This window comes from Candidatus Poribacteria bacterium (genome assembly GCA_026702755.1).
Taxonomy (GTDB): domain Bacteria; phylum Poribacteria; class WGA-4E; order WGA-4E; family WGA-3G; genus WGA-3G.
In genome coordinates this window covers 121,398-141,481 of record JAPPBX010000096.1, presented here as the reverse complement: position 1 = coordinate 141,481, position 20,084 = coordinate 121,398, and the positions used below count along the sequence as shown (strand labels likewise).

The window sequence follows — 20,084 nt, the reverse complement described above, 5'->3', positions numbered from 1 at the left end:
ATCAACCTTGCTCTGGAATATTCCAAGACCCGTTGAATTACTGCAAGGAACCTCTTTAACTTATAACTGATAACTTATAACCCTTCCCCCGTCATTAATAATCCGAGTGCCTCGATGTTGTTGCGTTCTGCAGTCGCTTCAATGAGTTTACCTCTCGACATGACATAAAGTCGATCGCTCAGCAGCAGTACCTCGTCCAGTTCTGTTGAGATTAAGAGGACAGACTTCTTTTCGTCGCGTTGTGCCAACAAATTCTCGTGTACATAGCGAGCGGCGTTGACATCTAAACCGCGTGTGGGATTGACGGCGATAAGGAGGTCGGGCTGAAGTGAGATTTCCCTGGCGATGACGATTTTCTGTTGATTGCCGCCAGAGAGGGCAGAAGTTGGAATATCAGGATTAGGGGGGCGGATGTCATAATCAGCAATTAGGTTTTCTGTTGTTTCACGCTTTTTCTTCTGGTTAAGGATATTCCACTGAGCAATGTTTTCTAAGTGGGTTACGTTTAACAAGAGGTTTTCCGTAACTGAAAACGCTGCGATGACACCTGTCGTTTGTCTATCCTCAGGGATATAGCCGACACCGCGATGTCGTACTGCATTTATCCCTTTCGGGTTAGCACCCAAGATGCTTATCGTGCCAGATGCATTGTGTCGTAAACCCATAATCGCCTCAGCGAGTTCGCGCTGGCCATTGCCATCTACACCCGCAATACCGACGATCTCACCGCGACACGTCTCCATAGAGACATCTGACACCGCAACCTCATCCCGATTGCCGAGTACCGTCAAGTTTGAAAGCTGTAGGACGCTATCTGGTGGATCGCTTTCGAGGTGCGAACTGGCTGAACGTTCAACCTCACTAATTTCTTCGCCAATCATTTCCCGCGCGAGTTCTCGTGCAGTGAGTGCCCCTGTTTTACCAAGGTACACCTTCTTGCCGCGTCGCAAGACAGTAATCCTATTACTAATACTCAAAACCTCTTTCATTTTATGGCTAATGAAGATGATTGCGCGACCATCAGCTTGGAGTTTGCGTAGAATTGTAAAGAAGCCTTCAACCTCTTGCGGACTCAGGACAGCTGTCGGCTCGTCGAGAATCAGAATCCGAGCATCAACAGCAAGTGCCTTAAGGATCTCTACACGCTGCTTCAAACCTACCGAAAGCGTCCGGACCAGCGCAGTTGGATCTACAGCTAAACCGAACCGTTCCGAGAGCTCTTCAGTAATACGAATCGCATCCTCTTTCTTAAACCAAAAAGCACGGAATGGAAGAGAAGACAGGAAGCGTGGAAGATTGGAAGACTGAGAAGCATCCATCCTTCCGTTCTTCGATCCATCCTTCCGATCTTTCTGCTTTCCTTTTAATTGCCCAAGAGCTAAAGCGATATTCTCAGCGACAGTAAGATTTTCAACCAACATAAAGTGTTGGTGCACCATGCCAATACCGTTCGCAATCGCATCACGCGGCGACTTCGCTCGGAATCTGTGCCGCCAGTTTTCGCGATCCGTAACATAGATCCGTCCCGCTGATGGTTGGTAAATACCATAGATAAGATTCATCAGCGTGGACTTCCCTGCACCATTTTCTCCTAAAATCGCGTGGATTTCACCGGCTTGGAGCGCAAAATCAACACTGTCAACAGCAACAAAATCGCCGAAGGTCTTCGTAACATTCCGAAGTTCAAGGATGTTTTCTTTGTCCATCTACAGCAGACACCATTTTTCGGCTCTTCCCGCCGTTAATTCGCCATCATAAGCGACGTATCGAAGCGCAACTTTCCAACGCTCACCTGCTGGTGTTGATACGGGACCCGTCCAAGTCGGGTTATAAAGTGCCATCCCATAATCCCGAATAAACCACGGACCCCGAATATTCTCATCAAGGATTGACATAAAAACACCAAACTGTCCGTGTCCGGTTAGCACGTTCTGATAGGCAACATAGTCCGATTCGCTTTCATGAACGACATCAACGCTCCCTTTACGTCCGCTGTCCGCCAGGACAATACCGCCCATGACAGGCAGAAGTCTCGGCTCGACACGCATGCCAATGCTTCCAAACTTCGTCTGTGGGTATGTCGCAGCACCGTAGGATGCAATCTTTTCGCTCGTCATATCGCAGACTGTGGCATCATCAAGCGCGTAAAGATTGACAGTGCGGATTTCGTCAATTAACGGTTCTTCGTTTTCATCCCGCCAGATAACATTCTGAACAAACTGAACACCATCGGTATACGGGGTAATCTCAACCTCTTTTTGCGTGTCCATCCGTCCCAGTTTTTCAAAAACCTTGTCTGTCCAAGAGCGGCGAGGCGGTGATGCCCAAAAACCTGCTTCCCTCTCGCCGACCTGCACGGGTCCTTGTCCAACAAAAATACCGTTGTGGAACGGATGATCGAAGGCGAACTCCTGAACAACGGTATGTCCTGCTGGCGTATAGAACGGAAAAACGAAGGGACGATAAAAATTAGCACCGACACCACCTAAACAACGCCCTGTATCGCTTTGAACAACTAAATGTGTTTTCGCATTTACTTTGACTTCAAACATGTTTTTCATATTTTCCATTTGTATTTAATGTGGACTCTTCGCCATAAAAAAGCACGAATTGTATTATTTACGATCCCTTCTTCGAAATAACAGAAAAAAGTATACGTGATTTGTGTAGAGGTGTCAATAGAAAATTTATAGCAATTTTCAACTTTCAGCCATTCAAGCAAGTACCTTTTTGTTGATTCCAATCATTTTCTATGGATAAGTCGGGATTTGGAGATCCCGCCTACAGAAGAAATTAATAACCTGAGACAATGTTATTAACACTTTGCATTTTTCGTGCAAACATGCTATACTATCTCAAATATTCTTGGTAAAAAAGGGGAAATTTTGACATGATACAAATATCTTACAAGTTACGAAATAACGTTGCAATCTATGCATTACACCTGTCTCTTTTCATCATCGGACTCATGCTAATCGGTAGCACAAACCTTGAAGCAAAAGGACATGAAAAATTTAAGGTCGCCATGCTGCTTCCTGGGTCAATTAGTGATGCGGGTTGGAACGCTTTAGCGTATGAAGGTCTGAAAGAAATTGAAAAACAACTCGGTGCGGAAATCAGCCATGCTGAGACCCGAACCCCCACAGATCAGGAAGAACAATTCCGTGCCTATGCCCTTGATGGGTACAGCATGGTTTTCGGACACGGGTATGAGTTTCAAGACCCCGCCAAAGCAGTCGCACCGGATTTTCCTGAGACGATCTTCATTACGTCTTCCGGCGGCACCATCACCGACAACATTTCACCGGTTAATTTTCGTGTTGAGCAGGCTGCTTATCTATTAGGGATGATTGCTGGTATGATGACCAACACAAATAAACTCGGTGTCATGGGCGGACAGAACATCCCATCTGTTAACAGCACGTTTATGGCGTTTGAAGGCGGTGCAAAAAGCGTGAACCCTGATGCAGAGGTATCTTGGGTATACGTCGGAAATTGGGAGGACATCGGCAAAGGCAAGGAGCTCGCACTCGCACAGATTAGCGAAGGCGTTGACTTTATTTTTCCCAATGCTGACGCAGCTGGACTCGGTGCCTATGAAGCCGCTGAGATTTTTAATAAATCTGAAACCGCCCAAAAAGAGGCAAGAATGGTATACACCTTCGGGGCAAACCGAGATAAAAGCGATATATCTCCAACTGTGATTGCAAACGCAGTGATTACACCGAACGCATTTGTGCAAATCGCCAAGATCATTAAAGAAGGCAAGTTTAAACCGCAAATCTATACCTTCAACATGCTAACCGACGAAGCGATCACACTTACCTATAGTCCTACATTGAAAAGTAAGGTACCGGAAGCGGTGCAAAAAGCTGTTGAAGGTGCCAAAGCCAAAATCCTCGCTGGTGAGTTGAAGGTGCCACAAATCGACTTCTCCGAAAAGGAAGACGACAAAGATTAACATATTCTTCTAAATCGTGTGTTGTTGGCGTGTTTTTTCAGCGCGCCAGCAAATACAAAGGGGGAGTTGCGTGAAACATATATCTTGCAAATCAAGATATAGCATTGCAATCTATACCGTACATTTGTGTCTTTTCGCAATCGGATTCATGTTAGGTTGTGAGCGGCTTCAGGATAGCAGCAAAATTATCCACGCGCCAGAATCGGAAACGTTCAAGGTAGGTATGCTTCTGCCAGGTTCCATTAGCGATCAAGGATGGAACGCCTTGGCACACGACGGATTAAAAGCGATTGAAACGGAATTAGGAGCGGAAGTCAGTTACGTTGAAAGTTTAACTCCCTCGGATTGGGAAGCGGATTTTCGTGCCTATGCGATGCAAGGATACCACCTCATCTTCGGGCACGGCTATGAATATCAGGAAGCAGCGATAGCGGTTGCACAAGACTACCCTGAAATCGTCTTTATCACGTCCGCCGGAGCGAGTGGGGCTATTCGCGAGAACGTCTCACCGATCGTCTTTCGGCTTGAACAAGCTACGTATCTTTTGGGAATGATAGCCGGTATGATGACCGAAACAGACAAGATCGGTATTATCGGTGGGCAGGAACTTCCGTCCGGTAATAGCACGTTTATGGCGTTTGAAGGGGGCGTGAAAAGCGTTAATCCCTACGCTGTCGTGCAACGCGCATACGTGGGAGACTGGGAAAATATCGCCAAGGCAAGGAAACTGGCACTTGCGCAGATTAATGAAGGCGTTGACTTTATTTTTCACAACGCGAATGAGGCGGGAATCGGTGTGTTTGAAGCAGTCGTCTTGGCGCAAGACGCTGGCAAGACCGTCTATGCATTCGGTGCCAACCGAGATCAAACTGCTGTCTCGCCTCGTGCAGTGCTTGCCAATGCCGTCATTACACCGAGGGCCTACGTACAACTCGCGACAGCTGTCAAGGAAGGGACTTTTGAACCCAAACTCTATGTTTTCACAATGACAACTGACGGCGCAATCGCTTTGACCTATAACCCAGCACTAAAGGATCAGGTCCCCAAAGAAGTGCAGCAAAAGATTGAAGAGGCGAGGCTGCAAATCCTCGCGGGCACATTAGAAGTACCGCAAACTGATTTCACCGCGATGCCTGAAGAATAGGCTCTGCAAAATGTGAAAATCTGTGTTTGGAGCATACATCATGACGCACACAATAGAAATTGACGGTGTTGAAGTTGCCTTTTCCGAGGGTGAAACGATCCTTGAAATCGCAGAACGTCATCAAAAAGAGATTCCAACGCTCTGCTACGACCCAAGGCTTGAGCCTTTCGGTGGATGTCGTCTTTGTATTGTTGAGTTAGAAGGGGCGCGAAATCCGGTAGCATCCTGCACAACGAAAGCGACAGCAGGGATGGTCGTCCGAACAACAACTGATACAATAGAGGCATACCGGAAGACGCTGCTGGAAATGGTGGTTAGTGAGAATCGTGAAGTCGATGTGTCACCATTGCGCGGTTATGCATCTGGTGAACTCGCCGACCTCCGCAACAGATACGGTGTTAACAGTACGGGCATAACAGGCACAACATCTGGTACGAGCAAGACTGATGATGACAATCCATTCATTCTCAGAGATTACGAACTCTGCATCTCGTGTTATCGGTGCGTCCGTGTCTGTGCCGAACAAGAGGGTGACCATGCGATCAACGTCATGAGCCGCGGTTTCCATACACAGATTACGACCGAATTTGATGGTCTTCTCAAGGACTCTGCCTGTACCTTCTGCGGGCAATGTATCCAGACCTGTCCGACCGGCGCACTTGCCGACAAGAAGGCACTCCGTGCAATTAACGAGGTAACCGACGATACACTTGAGAAAACACGCACCATTTGTCCCTACTGCGGTGTCGGCTGTTCCGTTGATATGCTAACGAAAAACGAAAAGATCGTCGGCATTCATCCCGCAATGGACGGACCTGCAAATCAAGGCGCGCTCTGTGTCAAAGGACAGTTCGCTTACGATTTCGTTCAACATCCCGACCGGCTGAAAACCCCGCTCATCCGTGGCGACGATGGCGAACTCCACGAAACCACATGGGAAGAGGCACTCGACAGAGTCGCCGAAGGGTTTCGGAACGTCCATGCTGAACACGGGAGGCATAGCATCTACGGGATTGCTTCTGGACGCGCACCCAGTGAAGCGGCGTATCTCATGCAGAAGTTTATCCGTACAGGGTTCGGGACGAATTACATTGACAATTGCAGCCGTGCCTGACACGCCCCGACCGTTGCCGGTCTGGCAGCGACAATCGGACGTGGCGCGATGTCTAACCCGCTGGTTGACATGGAGAAGCCGGATGTTATTTTCTGCATCGGCACGAATATGACGGAATGCCACCCTGTTGCCGCGACGGGGCTTAAGAAGGCAGTCGCCCGCGGTGCGAAACTTATCGTCGCAGATCCAAGGCGCATCGGCTTGGCGGAGATGTCTCATCTTTATCTACCGCTCCGCGTCGGTTCGGACACTGCATTGCTTCTCGGTATGGCACACGTGATCGCCCGCGAAGGGTTGATTGACGAAGATTTCATCAACAAACGCACGACAGGATTTGATGACTTCTTTGAACACATCAGCGAATGGACACCAGAATGGGCAGAAACGATCACAGGTGTGCCAGCGAAAGACATTGAAACGGCGGCGATGTGGTACGGCACTGCGAACAGAGGTGCGATCTACTATACACTCGGAATCACGGAACATATCTGTGGCGTTGAGAATGTCCAGAGTTTGTGTAACCTTGCGCTAATGACCGGTAATGTCGGACGAGAAGGAACAGGTATCAACCCGATGCGTGGGCAGAATAACATCCAAGGCGCAGGGGACAGCGGCGCACTGCCAAATAATTATCCGGGTTTCCAAGCCGTTACAGAGCCAGAGTATCAGGCGAAGTTCAAAGCGGCTTATGGCAGAGAGGTTGACTTAGAGAAGGGGATTACCAAAGTCACTGCCTTGGATCTCTGCGGTGACAGCATCCACGCAATGCTCATTGATGGTGAAAACACATTGCTATCAGACCCTGATCGAGAGCACTGTGAGCACGCGCTTCGTTCGTTGGAACATCTCGTGGTTATTGACATTTTCCTCACCGAAACTGCCGAACTCGCCGATGTGGTGCTGCCCGCGACCGCATGGGGTGAAACGGACGGGATCTGTACGAATACTGAGCGTCGTGTCCAACGGATGCGCGCCGCAGTCCCACCACCCGGTGAAGCGAAACCGGATTGGTGGATCATTTGTCAAATCGCACAACGCCTCGGTTTTAAAGGTTTTGAATTCGATACGCCGAAACCGATCTTTAACGAACTCTGTCAACTTTCACCGATTTATGCTGGATTAGATTGGGAACGCATTGACAAGGGTGCCACGGACATCTTAAACAATCAGTGGCCCGTACCGCATAAAGAACATCCAGGCACGCCGCGGCTACACGAAGAAACGTTCACAAACGGACGTGGTATCTTTTCCAATGTGCATTACCGGGATCCTGCTGAGACGATCAGCGAAGAGTTTCCAGTCTGGCTCACAACGGGGAGACGCTTGCAATCTTATCATACCCGTACACAGACAGGCAGAGCACAAGGGATCGACTACCTCCTATCGGAGGAATCCCTGGAAGTTAACCCCACTGACATCGAAAAATGGGACTTAACGGATGGAGAATGGTGCAAAATGAGTAGTGCACGCGGGAGTATCACGATCAAAGTGAAAGCGACGAACCGTTCGCCCAGTGGGACCGTTTTCGCCAGTTTTAGCTTCGCAGATGTGCCGGTCAATCTATTGACAGGTTCTGGTTATGATCCGATTACGCACACGGCTGAATTAAAAGTGTGTCCGGTGCGGTTGGAGCCACTTTAGTGGGTTTTCAGTTTTAACCATCAACTCGTGCTTTAACATTTATAACGGAGGGTTTTTGCTTGGGTGTTTCTTCGCGTTGATGGTTAAGGGTAAGAGCCGTTTAGGACAGAACCGAATTAAATTCTAAAATTTTCATTTAAGCAAGTTTAAGTGAAATTGTAAAAAATGTTCGCTTCATCGGGCGAATTCGAGGTAAATAACATTATGAAAATTAGAGTAACCAGCATTTTCGTTAAAGATCAGGAAAGTGCCCTAAAGTTTTATACTGAAAAATTGGGATTTGTCAAGAAGAGGGACATTCCCTTAGAAAATGGGGACAGATGGCTTACGGTAGTATCAAAAGAAGAACAAGACGGGCCTGAACTTTTATTAGAACCATTATCTGATAACCATTTTAAACCCGCCGAAACGTATCAAAAAGCTGTATTTGATGCAGGGCTTCCATATACTCAATTCAGTGTAGGAAACGTTCAGAAAGAATATGAGCGATTAATCAACCTTGGAGTCGAATTCAGTGTAGAACCTACTGATATAGGAACAACAATTTTTGCTGTTTTCGATGATACTTGCGGAAATAATATTCAGATCGTAGAAATTGAGTGAGGGTGGTTCATTTTGATATGAGGCGTGAGTGCAGGATATAATTTCAGAAATGGTATAATATCCACAGAAATCTCTCACCAATAAACCAACCAAGGAGATGCTTCATGAATTGGAAATCGCGCTGGTCAGAACAGCACCCAGATGCTGACGCTTTAAAACAACAATTGCAATCCGAAGGTTTCAATGCTTATGAATGGACAGGTCGTCCGGGGGGTGCTTACCTTGATTATATCCATACCCAAGATGAAGTTGTCTGTGTCCTATCTGGCACCGCTGACGTGAAGGTTGCCGATGAACAGGGTAACGTTGAAACTGGTGACCGGATGGACGTTCCTGCGAATACCTATCATTCGATCACCGTCACGAGTAAAGAACCCTTGCTCGTCCTGACGGGAATGCGAAAACGCAACAACTAAAAAAGGAGTATTTATGAATATTACCGTCAAAACGGGTGCGTTTACCCAAGAGCAGAGCGATGTCATTGCCATCGGTATACTGGAAAATCCGGATTTCTATAGCGCGCCTCTCCAAAATATAGAACAAGCACTCGGTGGGCGCATTCGCGAAGTTATGAATCTTGGGGACTTCAAAGGCAAACACAAAACCACTTGTTGGATCTATACAAATGGAGCGATAGCTGCCCCTCGTGTGCTGCTGGTCGGTTTAGGTGAATATCATGACCTCACTGTTGAGAAAGTCCGTGAGGCAGCCGGTAATGCCGCACGAACAATTCGCGACAAGGGATTAAGCACCGCAGCGATTCCGATCCCGATTGAAGCCACACCTGAAATGATTCAAGCCGCAGCGGAGGCGACCCTTCTCGCACTCTACCAGTTCAATGAACATAAAACAGATAGCGACGATGACGACGAAAAAAAGAAGCTTGAATCCATTACGTTCTTAGCTGAGAGTGAACAGAGCAAAGCAATGATAGAAAATGCTGCGCAGCGCGGGGAAACGATAGCCAAAGGCACACTCCTTGCCCGTGACCTAAGTAATCAGCCAGCGAACTATCTCACACCGACACAACTCGCTCAAAAAGCACAAACGGTGGCAGAAACATCAGGTCTCAGTTACGAAATTTTTGACAAAGCAACCCTCGAAGAAAAAGGGTTCCGAACACTTCTCGCCGTCGCACAAGGAAGTGCCGAAGAGCCGCGGTTTATCATTCTGGAATATACGCCTGACGGTGAAGGGCAAGACATGGTCGTGCTTGTCGGAAAAGGGATTACGTTTGACACAGGGGGTATCTCGCTCAAAAGTGGCAGCGGCATGCATGAGATGAAACATGATATGTCAGGTGCCGCGGCGGTAATAGGAGCGATGCAAGTAATCGGTCAACTCAAACCCAATGTTCGTGTTATTGGTGTGGTCGCCGCAACCGAGAACATGCCCAGTGGTACCGCTGTTAAGCCTGGTGATGTCATCACCTCCTACGGTGGCAAAACTATTGAGATTCTCAACACTGACGCAGAAGGACGGTTGGTGTTGGCGGATGCCCTCGGATGGACAGCACAGTATAACCCCAAAGGCGTTATCGACTTAGCCACACTCACTGGTGCCGTAATTACCTGCTTAGGACATATCGCAGCAGGGGCGATGGGGACAGATGAAGAACTCATGGCGAAAGTGAAGTCGGCAGCTATAAAGACACACGAGCGCGTTTGGGAATTGCCGCTTTGGGACGATTACGATGAAGGGGTCAAAAGCAAGGTCGCAGATGTACAGAACATCGGCGATGGTGGTGCAGGCACAATCGCAGGTGGGGCGTTTCTGAAGAAATTCGCAGAGGGTTACCCGTGGGTGCATCTCGATATCGCTGGCACTGCTTGGGGCATGAAAGGTGCCAGCTACATCCCTGAAGGTGCGTCGGGCTACGGTGTGCGGTTGTTGGTGCAGTTAGTTGAAGATTGGTAGTTTTTGAAATGAAAGGCAGAAAGTCTTATGATGTTTCCGAGTTAAAACTTCGGTTTCTTTAAGTTCAGAATATAGACTTGGAAACATCATAAAAATCGAATTGGTATTAGACATGTCCCTAACCAAGTCGGCTTTTCAAGACATAGTGGCATAGCGTATCTTCCCGAAAGGAATCCACAATTTGAAAAGGGGCAGTTACTAACTCATCCGTTAGATCAGCCTCCATAAAATAGTGGATAAATGTCGGGATCTCATGCGTCGAAAAGCCATCTCCTTCCTCTAAAGTTTCAAGGATATCATCAGAGAAACGCTGCTGGTTCTCCTCATGAATCGAGTCGTAGTTGTCGAGTATTCCATCAATGGAATACTGAACTAAGAAGAGCCAACTCTCAGGTTTCAACACGCGGGCAATCTCGTTCAGCCACGCAACTCGATTCCGACGTTTGGGAACGTAACAGTATGTTTTCAACATCAGCACCGCATCGAAAACTTCATTTGGAAATGGTAGCGTCGCAGGATCACAAACCTGATAGGTTATTGTGAGTTCTTGTTCCGCGGCGTTTACTCTCGCTTCTTCGATGAGTCGCTCAGCAACATCTATGCCTGTAACAACATGACCTTCTTTAGCAAGTGCAATTGATGCCCTGCCGGTTGCACATCCAATGTCCAATATACAACATTTTTGCGGTAGAAACTGAAGCATTCGCCGTTCTGGCTTAGATAGCCCTTCGTGTTGTTCTTTGATACGCAGACTGACTTCGTGAGGCGCGTTAAAACTCGTTTTGACTGTACTGAATAGATTTTCTAAATTAGCCATGATTTTTACTTCTCACTTTCCATTGCTAATGTTAATTGAGAGCGGTACGTAATTGTTACTTAAATCACGAGTAAATAGCCTTTCAATTATTAATGACGTAATTTGAAAGCGAAAGCGTGCATAAAATTGTAAAATCCTAACCTTAACAAGAATATTTGGAATTTTCGATCTTATAGAACAAGTCGCGATTCAAAGTCCCTCCCACCAGAGAAAAAAAATGGCGAAAGAGGTTTTAGTAACCCCTTCCGCCAAATTGAACTTGTAAACATTATCCCTCAGATCGAATCTGAATTAGTTTATTAACAGCGTGAATGTAGGCGCGGGCACTCGCCTCGATGATGTCTGTGCTGGCACCGTGTCCTGTGATGATGTTCCCGTTATCCTGCACCTTCAGCGAGACCTCACCAATGGCATCTTCACCCTCGGTTACAGAACGGATCTGGTAATCAATGAGATTTAGTTGGATATCGACAATCTGACCAATCGCTTTAAACGCTGCATCAACGGGGCCATCACCAGTTGACGCTTTCTCAATCACCTTGTCTTCCGTCCGAACACCGACCGTCGTTGTCGGTGAGATTCTCGTTCCACTGACGACTTGGATATAATCCAGTTCATAAACAGCAGGAATTGAGCGAATCTCATCGCTCATGATCGCCTCAAGGTCGGCATCCTGCACCGCTTTCTTTTTATCAGCGACCCTCAGGAATCTTTCATAGACCTTATCCAGTTGTTCAGCGTCCACTTCGTAGCCGAGTTCGCTGAGTCGGTGCCTGAGTGCATTGCGTCCCGAACGTGGGCTGAGAATCAATTGACTCTCTTTCCATCCAATTTCTTTCGGATCAATAATTTCAAATGTTACACGCGACTTGATAATACCATCTTGATGGATACCTGAGCTGTGTGCAAAAGCGTTCGCGCCGACAATCGCCTTGTTCGGTTGAACGGCAATACCCATTGTACGACTCACACGCCGACTGATCGGGACAATTTCTTTCGCGTTAATGTCGGTATAATATTCTTTGAAATAATCGCGCCGGGTTCGGATCGCCATGACGACCTCTTCCAACGAGGTATTCCCCGCACGTTCACCAAGTCCATTGATTGTGCATTCTATCTGACGCGCACCTTGCTCAACTGCTATCAGACTGTTTGCGACGGCTAACCCAAGGTCGTTATGACAGTGAACACTAATAATAGCATCGTTAACATTCGGTACGTTCTCCATGATGCCTTTAATCAAATCGCCAAACTCTGTCGGCACCGTCCATCCAACAGTTTCTGGGATATTGACGACAGTTGCGCCTGCAGCGATTGTCGCCTCAACGACCTCATAGAGGAACGCTAATTCCGTCCGTCCAGCATCCATCGGTGAAAATTCGACATTCGCGTCCGGGTGTACTTCGCACAAACTCTTTGCGTAGGCGACTGCGTCGGTTGCCATTCGGAGCGTATCCTCAGGCGTTGTGCGCGTGATACGACCCATGTGTATCGGTGATGTTCCAACAAAAGTATGGATACGGGCGCGAGGGGCATCTTCAATGGCTTTCCACGCCGCAGTAATGTCTTTCTCCACAACGCGAGAAAGCCCACAAATTTCCGGTCCCTCGACTTCGTTCGCTATCCGTTTGACAGCGTCGAAATCCCCCGGTGACGAAATCGGAAATCCGGCTTCAATGACATCAACATTTAATTTGGCAAGGTGCTTGGCAATCTCCAGCTTTTCCTCAATACCGAGTGCAGCACCGGGGGTCTGTTCAGCATCGCGGAGTGTTGTATCAAAAATATAAACCTTCTGCTGGCTATTTTCAACATTGTCCAAGGCTCTTTTCCTCCAATTTAGAGTCGTCAGAAGAAGAGTTATCAGTTACACTCTTCAAGAAGTCTCTTAACTGAAAACTGACGACTGATAACTATTCCTTACATTTCACGACCAACAGCGATAGCAATCTGTTTCAATTCCTGCATCAATGTCTCAAATTGATCTGGGAAGAGGGATTGCGCTCCGTCTCCGGTCATTGAATGATCAGGATCGTGATGCACCTCAAGTAACAACCCATCTGCTCCTGCAGCCACAGATGCCTTCGTCATATCGCAGACAAGGCTCCTGATACCCGTGCCGTGGCTCGGATCGACAATAATAGGCAAGTGGCTCAGTTCGTGAATAACGGGGACAGCGTTCAAGTCGAGTGTGTTACGCGTATGCGTTTCAAAGGTACGAATACCGCGCTCACATAGAATGACATCCGGGTTCCCTTCCGCGAGGATATACTCGGCGGCGAGGAGCCACTCCTCAATCGTCGCGGACATTCCGCGTTTGAGAATCACCGGTTTCTGTGCGCGTCCGACTTCACGCAATAGATAGAAATTCGTCATGTTCCGGGTACCGAGTTGGAACATGTCTGTATATTCACCGACGAGTTGCACTTCATGCGGTGTCATAACCTCTGTGACGATGCCGAGTCCGGTTTCAGCTTTCGCCGCTTCCAGCATTTTGAGCGCGCTTTCACCGTAACCTTGGAAACTATAGGGTCCCGTTCTCGGTTTAAAGGCACCGCCTCTGATGAAACTCGCACCTGCTTTTTCAACAAGCTGTGCAATGGTCACGATCTGTTCCGTGCTTTCTACTGCACACGGACCGGCGATAACCGGCACCTGCCGTCCACCAATTTTTGTGTCGTTCACCGCAATAACCGTGGGTTCATCCCGAAACTCACGGCTTGCTAACTTGAACGGTGCTGTAATCGGCATTGTCCGTTCAACGCCGGACATTGACTCTATCGGAATATCACCAAGCAACGTTTTATCTCCTATGACACCGATGACAGTGTGTCGCTCGCCAGTCGAGACTTGGGCTTTCAATCCCACACCTTCGATCCGTTTGACAACAGCATCGATATCTGCTTGTGTCGCATCAGTCTTGGTAACGATTACCATGCTTTTCAACTACCTCCGCCTCTTTAATAGCAAGTTTTCGGAAGAGTGGCAATCAGCCATCAGTTTTCAGCAGTCGGTAAAGAGCAACTTGTGGTATTAACAAATTTTGTAACTGCCACAAGAGTCTATCAATAGTCCCTGCCTGATGACTGGCAACCAATACACCGAAAAGTAACTCTGTCCCACATTAAATTCGGTTAAAAAAAATTACCCAACATCGAAAATTTTCAACGCTGGGTGGTGATAATCAATCGGTTAGAATAGCATCGCCTACGAACCTTCACCACCTCTCGTTGCCGTAAAAATAAAAATACACGTACAGATATAACCCAAACACGCCTGCTAAAAGCAAGTTTTTGCTTGCAAGCTGCGTAAAAAGTGGCCATGCGCTGAGAGTACCGCTCCGTAAGGAGACCGGAGCAATCCCTCCATGAGTTATCTGTGCTGTAGTGGTGTTGGGTTCAAGCGTTTGCATTATCAAATTCCTAAAAATTCGGGTAACAAAGAAATTTACGTTTAAGGTTCCGAAAGCAAATTGTGCCATTGAAGCATATATTCCTATAACTTAAGACGTTGTTTGTGAAAAAGCGTTTACATCTTTTTCGGTATAAGCACAAGGTTTACAATACGAGATTGAGCCGCGCGCTACAGGACCTTCAGAACTTACTTTAGTTATATAATAACATAATTTCTTTTTCAAGTCAAATTTCTTTTTTGTAAGAAGTACTCAGTTTTCAGTACTCAGTTTTCGGTTAAGAGTCGGAAATCGGATTTCCTTTCTACTGATGAATACGGAAAATAATCTTGACTCCAGAACCTACATCCGCTAAGATAGGAAAAGAAAGACAACATGGAGAAAACTATGCAGAAATCAGAACACGCTACACCTATCACTGTTGGGATCATGGGCGGTTCCGCCTCTGGGAAAACAACGTTTGCGAGTGCTTTAGCGGAACAACTCTCGGAATTCTCGCCTGTCGTGCTAAACCAAGACTCGTATTTTCGCGATTGGTCGGAATACTCAGAAGCAGAACGGGAACGCGTCATCACCGCGAATCACCCAGATGCCGTCCTGTGGGATGCCCTTATTACAGACATCAAAAAACTCCGAGAGCGCAATGTTATCGAGACACCGACACCGGGTACCCGCGCTGCGCAACGCAACGACGAGAAAGCGAGTGTGCAACCGAGCGAGGTCGTGATTGTGGAGGGGCATCTCATTTTTTGGAGTGAAGACCTACGCGATTTGATGGACATCAAACTATTCCTTGATGTAGATGCGCATGAGCGTGTCCTCCGACGGATGCTCCGTGATGTTGCACAACGCGGCGGTGATCTGGAGTGGGCTATTAACTGGTACCGCCGCGATGTCCTCCCTAATTTTCCTGTCTATACTGAACCCTGCAAGCAGTATGCGGATCTGATTATCCCGTTCCAAGACGAAAATCCGGTTGCGTTGTATACACTTGTCGCCGGAATCCGTGATCAAATTGAATCAAGGAAAATCGGTCATCTTAGCAGCTAACAGTCGCGGAACGCGCGCCCGCCTTTACCCGCATTATCTACCAAAGTCATTTTGACATCACGCAATGCCACAGTGGCAAGAATTGTGCCAATTTGGCGAACTGCTTCCCGCCTGAATCTTTGTGAATCCTGCTATAATAAATACCTCCCCTACAGACAAAAGAATAACCGATGCGGTTAGAAAACCGCATCTACTCTGTTCAGAGAAACCCACGCGCTTAGGTAAAATCCCTACCAGCGTTGCGTAGAAGAACTTTGGCACGGAACTTGCTCTATATGCAAACAGGAAGGCAAGTAGCCTTAAAGTACCTGAAAAAAGATTGGCATAAAACTTGCAACCTATTTGGCATGGAACTTGCACTAACATCTACAGAAACAAAATTCAAAAGGAGAAAAAAATGACTTACTTAACGACACGCAGACCGATGAGAAACCTGTTCAGCCTCCACAACGAAATGGGGCGAGTCTTCGGTGACCTCTTGGGTTCAAGCGAAAATGAAACAGATAATACCGCTTGGATGCCCACAGCTGATATTTGTGAAACAGAAAATGGGTTTGAAATTCGCGCGGAACTCCCCGGAGTTTCTGAAGACGACATCAATATTTCCGTAACCGATAATCTCCTCACTATCAAAGGCGAAAAACGTCAAGAGGAAGAGAGCGAAGGGAAAAGTTACCATCGTGTTGAAAGGCGATACGGCAGCTTCCAGCGGAGTTTCACGCTACCGAGACACGTCGAGACCGACGGTATCAAAGCCGGGTTTACGGATGGTGTTTTGACACTTGAAATCCCGAAGGTGGAAGTCACAAAGCCAACTGAGATCCCGATCGCGACAAACTCGTAAGCTAACAACTCGGATATGCCCCGTCTGATAGATAACAGTCCACGGGGCATACTCCCAACAACACAATGACCGATGAAACATAAAAGGAGAACAAAAATGACTTATTTGACCTTACGCAAACCGACAAGAAATCCGTTTGGGTTTTACAGCCCTTTCTTCGCACCGATACGTGTCAAAACCGATACAAGCGCATATAATTGGGCACCCTCGGTTGATGTTTCAGAAACGGAAGACAACTTTGAAGTTCGCGCTGAGCTTCCCGGAGTCGCAAAGGACGATCTCCATGTTTCCGTCAAAGATAACCTCTTGACCCTCAGCGGCGAAAAGCGACAGGAAAAGGTGGACGACACCCAAAGCTATCGCCGAGTCGAGCGACGTTATGGGAACTTCCAACGGAAATTCGCACTCCCACCGGAAGTGGAAACGGACGACATCAAAGCCGAATTCAGCGATGGTGTGTTGACACTCTCCATCCCGAAAGCGGAAGCTGCGAAACCGACCGAAGTCCCTATCACAACTGTATCCTAATACATTTACCATAGCAAAAAATAAAAGAAGACTGGCGCGTGAATGTGCCAGCCTTCTCTTTTTGCCGATAATAAACGCGCTACGCCTCTCCCTTGTCTTTCAAAACACCGATATAGAGAAGTGCGGCGAGAACTCCGCCTACGAGGGGCCCCACAAAGTAGAGCCAGATGTCCGCATAGTTACCGCTGACGATGGCAGGTCCCAGCGTCCGCGCGGGATTGAGCGAAGCCCGTGTCAATGGACCACCCATCAGGATGCAAAGAACCAACGTTAGTCCAATAGCCAATCCTGCGAAATTCCCCGCTTTCCCACTCACAGCAGTATTGAAAATGGTATTGACGAGGAAGAAAGTGAGTACGATTTCGACGATGAGTCCTTGCGTTGCAGTAACCGTAAAAGCCCCACCATTCGCCTCGGTGGTTAGAATTGTTACACCCAGATCGCCGGGATTCGGTAGCACGGCGTTAAGCACAACTGCCCCCAGGATTCCACCAAGAAATTGCGCAATCCAGTAGCCGATCGCTGCCACGAATTCGATCTCACCTGCTACCAACAAGCCAAGCGTCACAGCCGGATTGATATGTGTGCCGGAGATGTGTCCATAAGCATAAGCAAATGTTACAATCACCAAACCGTGGGCAAGCGCAACGCCCACCAAATTCGCTTGAGTAATCGCCAGCGCGCCAGCACCTATAAAAATCAGCGCGAAAGTACCGATAAATTCGGCAACTAAGTTCTTCGTATTCATGAAATCTCCTTTTGAATTTGAAATTGAACCATCAGATGAATCTTACTTTACCGAACACTAATCTTTGAGTTTAATAAAAGTGAGATGTTGGGTTTCGCTTAGACTTACAACTCGCAACGGAGGTTATAATTTAGTTGATTTTTTTCGTTATTATGTCAATTATTAAATTATAAGACCATATCTGACTAACATTATACAATATTTTTAGGGAAAAGCAAAGAAAAATCTGTGCTGTGTGTGATTTTTAGGAGATCTCCGTTCAACCTAAGAGAAATCCGCAGAAACACCCAAGCAAAAACACCTACACACCTTTGTGATTTGATTTGCAAATTGACAATTCTTCGTGTACATGCTACATTAATTCCCAAATTTTTAGAGCAATACTGTTTCGTAAGCAATATCAAAAGGAGAAATTTCTCATGGAAAAGGAAATTAGAAAGGATATTAAAGGCATTAACCGCTTTATCTTTGAAGCAGGGGCAGACCGAGAACAACTCCATCTTCACATCTCAGAAGTTGGACCTGGGCAACGCGCGCATCCACCGCATACACACGACGGACAAGAAATTTTCTATGTATTTTCTGGCGAAGGTGAAGTGCTATTTGGAGAGCAGACGCACCGTGTGAGCGACAACGAAGCCGTCCATGTCGATTGTCAAGTTTTACACGGTATACGCAACGTCGGTGAGATCCCGCTCCGCTACGCTGTGATTATTGCAAAATGAATTCAGTTGTAATCAGGTGAGGTTTTTAACCACGCTTATTCTGCTTCCGAAGATTCTACCGGCAAGCCTTCTGAATACAATTTATAAATGCCGTAAATACCCGCAGCGATTAGGACAATCCCGATGCCTGCTAATCCGCGTCGCACCCAAATCGGTTGTAAAAAGACTGGTAAATGGAAGGTTAACCAACGGGGTTGTAAGAGTTTCGACATAGCGATGCCAAAATACAGTAGTCCATAAGCGATGAGACCAATATCACTCGCCAATTCCTGCTTCCGCTGTGTGACTGGCAGTCTGAAAAGATTGAGAAGATAATCGCCGGAAAAGATTAGCGCAAGTCCGACGACCAGAAAGACGAAGAGAATCGCGCTCGGATACCCTGAATGCCGGAATGTTATCAGTAAACCGATACTGAAGCATCCCAATACGAGACTCATTATTCCCTGCATAATTTGATAACTTCTATTTTGTGAAACCATATTTTAAATTTACGAGGCAGCGGCACCAAGCCGAACGCGCGGGTCCACCAGCGTGTAACTGATGTCCGTCAGTAACAAACCGATAATATACAGCACAGAACTGAGATAGACCATGCTTCGCACAATCGCGAAGTCTTGGGCATGGATGGCTTCTATCGTAAAACTTCCGAGTCCTGGAATCGCGAAAAATGCCTCCATCACCAAACTTCCCATAAAAAGCAAGGGGATCACCAAAACCACATTCGTCAGAATCGGAATCATCGCATTTTTCAGGGCATGTTTAAAGAGAATCACCGCTTCACTCAATCCTTTTGCGCGCGCTGTGCGCACATAGTCCCGATTGACCTCTTCAAGGAATATCGTCCGGTAAAAACGGATACCCCCACCGACCCCGCCAATAATGCCAATAACCACCGGCAGAATAACAAACTTCAGCATGTCTACACCGGAATCGTATCCAGAGATCGGAAAGAGTCGTAATATCTTCCCGAATACCCACTGTCCACCGATAATATAGAAGAGCGTGGAGACGGACATAAGGATTACCGCGATGATTGTGCCCCAGAAATCGACATAAGTTGCTCGGTAGTACGCAACAATCATCGAAACAGTGATATTTACCAGAACACCGACCAGAAAGGTCGGCAGGGCAATAGCGAGGCTTGCCCACATTCGTTGCGAAATTTGTGATGTAATATCAATGTTATTGGCATCTGATGTCCCGAAGTCGAAGAAGAAAAGTTTAACCGATTTCTCGAAGAAGATAGTCTCCGTAAAAGACGCGGTTCCAGATGCTTCAGCATTGAACCAAAGGGGGAGGTGATAGCCGTTTTGCTTTTTCCAATTGTCAACGTCTTCCTGTGTAATATTCTTTTCACCAAGAATCCGACGCGCCATCTGATCGGGTGAATTAACAATAAAAAACAGAAAAAACACAATAAGATTCACGCCGATTAAAATTGGTATCGCATAAAGGGTTCGTCGGACAATATAAGTGATCATTTATAGTAAAACCTACAATTAATTAGACATTGTGGAAAGGCGAGGTTCCAAACCTCGCCAGCGGTGGTGAAGTGTTTTGTGTTTCCCAAAGTGCCCTCT

General features: G+C 47.1%; 18 protein-coding genes. 10 read left to right on the top strand and 8 right to left on the bottom strand.

Annotated elements, in window-relative coordinates; translation table 11 throughout:
- Positions 1-74: 74 nt before the first annotated feature.
- Together OXH39_19540 and OXH39_19535 are read right to left on the bottom strand one after the other, a co-directional pair.
- Positions 75-1,706 (bottom strand): ABC transporter ATP-binding protein, encoded by a 1,632-nt coding sequence (locus OXH39_19540; GenBank protein MCY3552656.1) that lies wholly within the window; start codon positions 1,704-1,706, stop codon positions 75-77.
- Positions 1,707-2,552 (bottom strand): PmoA family protein, encoded by an 846-nt coding sequence (locus OXH39_19535; protein ID MCY3552655.1) that lies wholly within the window; start codon positions 2,550-2,552, stop codon positions 1,707-1,709.
- 338 nt (positions 2,553-2,890) lie between these two features.
- Between OXH39_19535 and OXH39_19530 the strand changes: the two genes are divergently transcribed.
- The 6 genes from OXH39_19530 (at position 2,891) to OXH39_19505 (ending at position 10,380) form a co-directional block, all read left to right on the top strand.
- Complete coding sequence (locus tag OXH39_19530; protein ID MCY3552654.1) at positions 2,891-3,961, top strand: BMP family protein; 1,071 nt, start codon at positions 2,891-2,893, stop codon at positions 3,959-3,961.
- 70 nt (positions 3,962-4,031) lie between these two features.
- Positions 4,032-5,105, top strand: a complete 1,074-nt coding sequence (locus OXH39_19525) for a BMP family protein (GenBank protein ID MCY3552653.1) — start codon at positions 4,032-4,034, stop codon at positions 5,103-5,105.
- Positions 5,106-5,145: 40 nt separating this feature from the next.
- Complete coding sequence (gene fdhF / locus OXH39_19520; protein ID MCY3552652.1) at positions 5,146-7,860, top strand: formate dehydrogenase subunit alpha; 2,715 nt, start codon at positions 5,146-5,148, stop codon at positions 7,858-7,860.
- A gap of 204 nt (positions 7,861-8,064) precedes the next feature.
- Complete coding sequence (locus tag OXH39_19515; protein MCY3552651.1) at positions 8,065-8,463, top strand: VOC family protein; 399 nt, start codon at positions 8,065-8,067, stop codon at positions 8,461-8,463.
- Between the two features lie 104 nt (positions 8,464-8,567).
- A complete protein-coding gene (locus OXH39_19510; protein ID MCY3552650.1) occupies positions 8,568-8,879 on the top strand; it encodes a cupin domain-containing protein in 312 nt (103 codons plus the stop codon).
- 13 nt (positions 8,880-8,892) lie between these two features.
- Positions 8,893-10,380: a leucyl aminopeptidase gene (locus OXH39_19505; GenBank protein ID MCY3552649.1), complete on the top strand. Its 1,488-nt coding sequence runs from the start codon at positions 8,893-8,895 to the stop codon at positions 10,378-10,380.
- A gap of 118 nt (positions 10,381-10,498) precedes the next feature.
- Here OXH39_19505 and OXH39_19500 read toward each other — a convergent pair whose 3' ends face one another.
- The 3 genes from OXH39_19500 to aroF form a co-directional block, all read right to left on the bottom strand.
- Positions 10,499-11,197 carry a class I SAM-dependent methyltransferase gene (locus tag OXH39_19500; protein MCY3552648.1) on the bottom strand — a complete coding sequence of 233 codons (699 nt, stop codon included), beginning with the start codon at positions 11,195-11,197 and terminating at the stop codon, positions 10,499-10,501.
- A gap of 268 nt (positions 11,198-11,465) precedes the next feature.
- Complete coding sequence (locus tag OXH39_19495; protein MCY3552647.1) at positions 11,466-13,019, bottom strand: 2-isopropylmalate synthase; 1,554 nt, start codon at positions 13,017-13,019, stop codon at positions 11,466-11,468.
- A gap of 98 nt (positions 13,020-13,117) precedes the next feature.
- On the bottom strand, positions 13,118-14,134 hold the full coding sequence (gene aroF, locus OXH39_19490) for a 3-deoxy-7-phosphoheptulonate synthase (protein ID MCY3552646.1): 1,017 nt from the start codon (positions 14,132-14,134) through the stop codon (positions 13,118-13,120).
- Positions 14,135-14,996: 862 nt separating this feature from the next.
- On the opposite strand from aroF, the gene udk reads away from it, so the two are divergent.
- The 3 genes from udk to OXH39_19475 all read left to right on the top strand — a co-directional run bounded on the left by udk (position 14,997) and on the right by OXH39_19475 (position 17,031).
- A complete protein-coding gene (gene udk / locus OXH39_19485; GenBank protein ID MCY3552645.1) occupies positions 14,997-15,659 on the top strand; it encodes a uridine kinase in 663 nt (220 codons plus the stop codon).
- Positions 15,660-16,056: 397 nt separating this feature from the next.
- Positions 16,057-16,503 (top strand): Hsp20/alpha crystallin family protein, encoded by a 447-nt coding sequence (locus OXH39_19480; protein MCY3552644.1) that lies wholly within the window; start codon positions 16,057-16,059, stop codon positions 16,501-16,503.
- Between the two features lie 96 nt (positions 16,504-16,599).
- Positions 16,600-17,031, top strand: coding sequence for an Hsp20/alpha crystallin family protein (locus OXH39_19475; protein MCY3552643.1), 432 nt, complete (start codon positions 16,600-16,602; stop codon positions 17,029-17,031).
- 79 nt (positions 17,032-17,110) lie between these two features.
- Here the strand turns inward: OXH39_19475 and OXH39_19470 are convergent, their stop codons facing one another.
- Entirely contained in the window at positions 17,111-17,779 is a 669-nt protein-coding gene (locus OXH39_19470) for an MIP family channel protein (protein ID MCY3552642.1), read from the bottom strand.
- A 419-nt stretch (positions 17,780-18,198) separates the two neighbouring features.
- On the opposite strand from OXH39_19470, the gene OXH39_19465 reads away from it, so the two are divergent.
- Complete coding sequence (locus OXH39_19465; GenBank protein ID MCY3552641.1) at positions 18,199-18,504, top strand: cupin domain-containing protein; 306 nt, start codon at positions 18,199-18,201, stop codon at positions 18,502-18,504.
- Positions 18,505-18,539: 35 nt separating this feature from the next.
- On the opposite strand, the gene OXH39_19460 is transcribed toward OXH39_19465, so the two are convergent.
- Together OXH39_19460 and OXH39_19455 are read right to left on the bottom strand one after the other, a co-directional pair.
- Positions 18,540-18,941: a hypothetical protein gene (locus OXH39_19460; protein ID MCY3552640.1), complete on the bottom strand. Its 402-nt coding sequence runs from the start codon at positions 18,939-18,941 to the stop codon at positions 18,540-18,542.
- 51 nt (positions 18,942-18,992) lie between these two features.
- A complete protein-coding gene (locus tag OXH39_19455; protein ID MCY3552639.1) occupies positions 18,993-19,985 on the bottom strand; it encodes an ABC transporter permease in 993 nt (330 codons plus the stop codon).
- Positions 19,986-20,084 lie beyond the last annotated feature (99 nt).

Excerpts from the sequence above, each read along its gene's own strand:
- udk (MCY3552645.1), top strand. The coding sequence starts at position 14,997 with ATGCAGAAATCAGAACACGCTACACCTATCACTGTTGGGATCATGGGC.
- OXH39_19505 (MCY3552649.1), top strand. The coding sequence starts at position 8,893 with ATGAATATTACCGTCAAAACGGGTGCGTTTACCCAAGAGCAGAGCGAT.
- OXH39_19470 (MCY3552642.1), bottom strand. The coding sequence starts at position 17,779 with ATGAATACGAAGAACTTAGTTGCCGAATTTATCGGTACTTTCGCGCTG.
- OXH39_19465 (MCY3552641.1), top strand. The coding sequence starts at position 18,199 with ATGGAAAAGGAAATTAGAAAGGATATTAAAGGCATTAACCGCTTTATC.
- OXH39_19475 (MCY3552643.1), top strand. The coding sequence starts at position 16,600 with ATGACTTATTTGACCTTACGCAAACCGACAAGAAATCCGTTTGGGTTT.
- OXH39_19535 (MCY3552655.1), bottom strand. The coding sequence starts at position 2,552 with ATGTTTGAAGTCAAAGTAAATGCGAAAACACATTTAGTTGTTCAAAGC.
- OXH39_19455 (MCY3552639.1), bottom strand. The coding sequence starts at position 19,985 with ATGATCACTTATATTGTCCGACGAACCCTTTATGCGATACCAATTTTA.
- OXH39_19540 (MCY3552656.1), bottom strand. The coding sequence starts at position 1,706 with ATGGACAAAGAAAACATCCTTGAACTTCGGAATGTTACGAAGACCTTC.
- OXH39_19510 (MCY3552650.1), top strand. The coding sequence starts at position 8,568 with ATGAATTGGAAATCGCGCTGGTCAGAACAGCACCCAGATGCTGACGCT.
- OXH39_19530 (MCY3552654.1), top strand. The coding sequence starts at position 2,891 with ATGATACAAATATCTTACAAGTTACGAAATAACGTTGCAATCTATGCA.
- OXH39_19480 (MCY3552644.1), top strand. The coding sequence starts at position 16,057 with ATGACTTACTTAACGACACGCAGACCGATGAGAAACCTGTTCAGCCTC.
- OXH39_19515 (MCY3552651.1), top strand. The coding sequence starts at position 8,065 with ATGAAAATTAGAGTAACCAGCATTTTCGTTAAAGATCAGGAAAGTGCC.
- aroF (MCY3552646.1), bottom strand. The coding sequence starts at position 14,134 with ATGGTAATCGTTACCAAGACTGATGCGACACAAGCAGATATCGATGCT.
- OXH39_19500 (MCY3552648.1), bottom strand. The coding sequence starts at position 11,197 with ATGGCTAATTTAGAAAATCTATTCAGTACAGTCAAAACGAGTTTTAAC.
- OXH39_19460 (MCY3552640.1), bottom strand. The coding sequence starts at position 18,941 with ATGAGTCTCGTATTGGGATGCTTCAGTATCGGTTTACTGATAACATTC.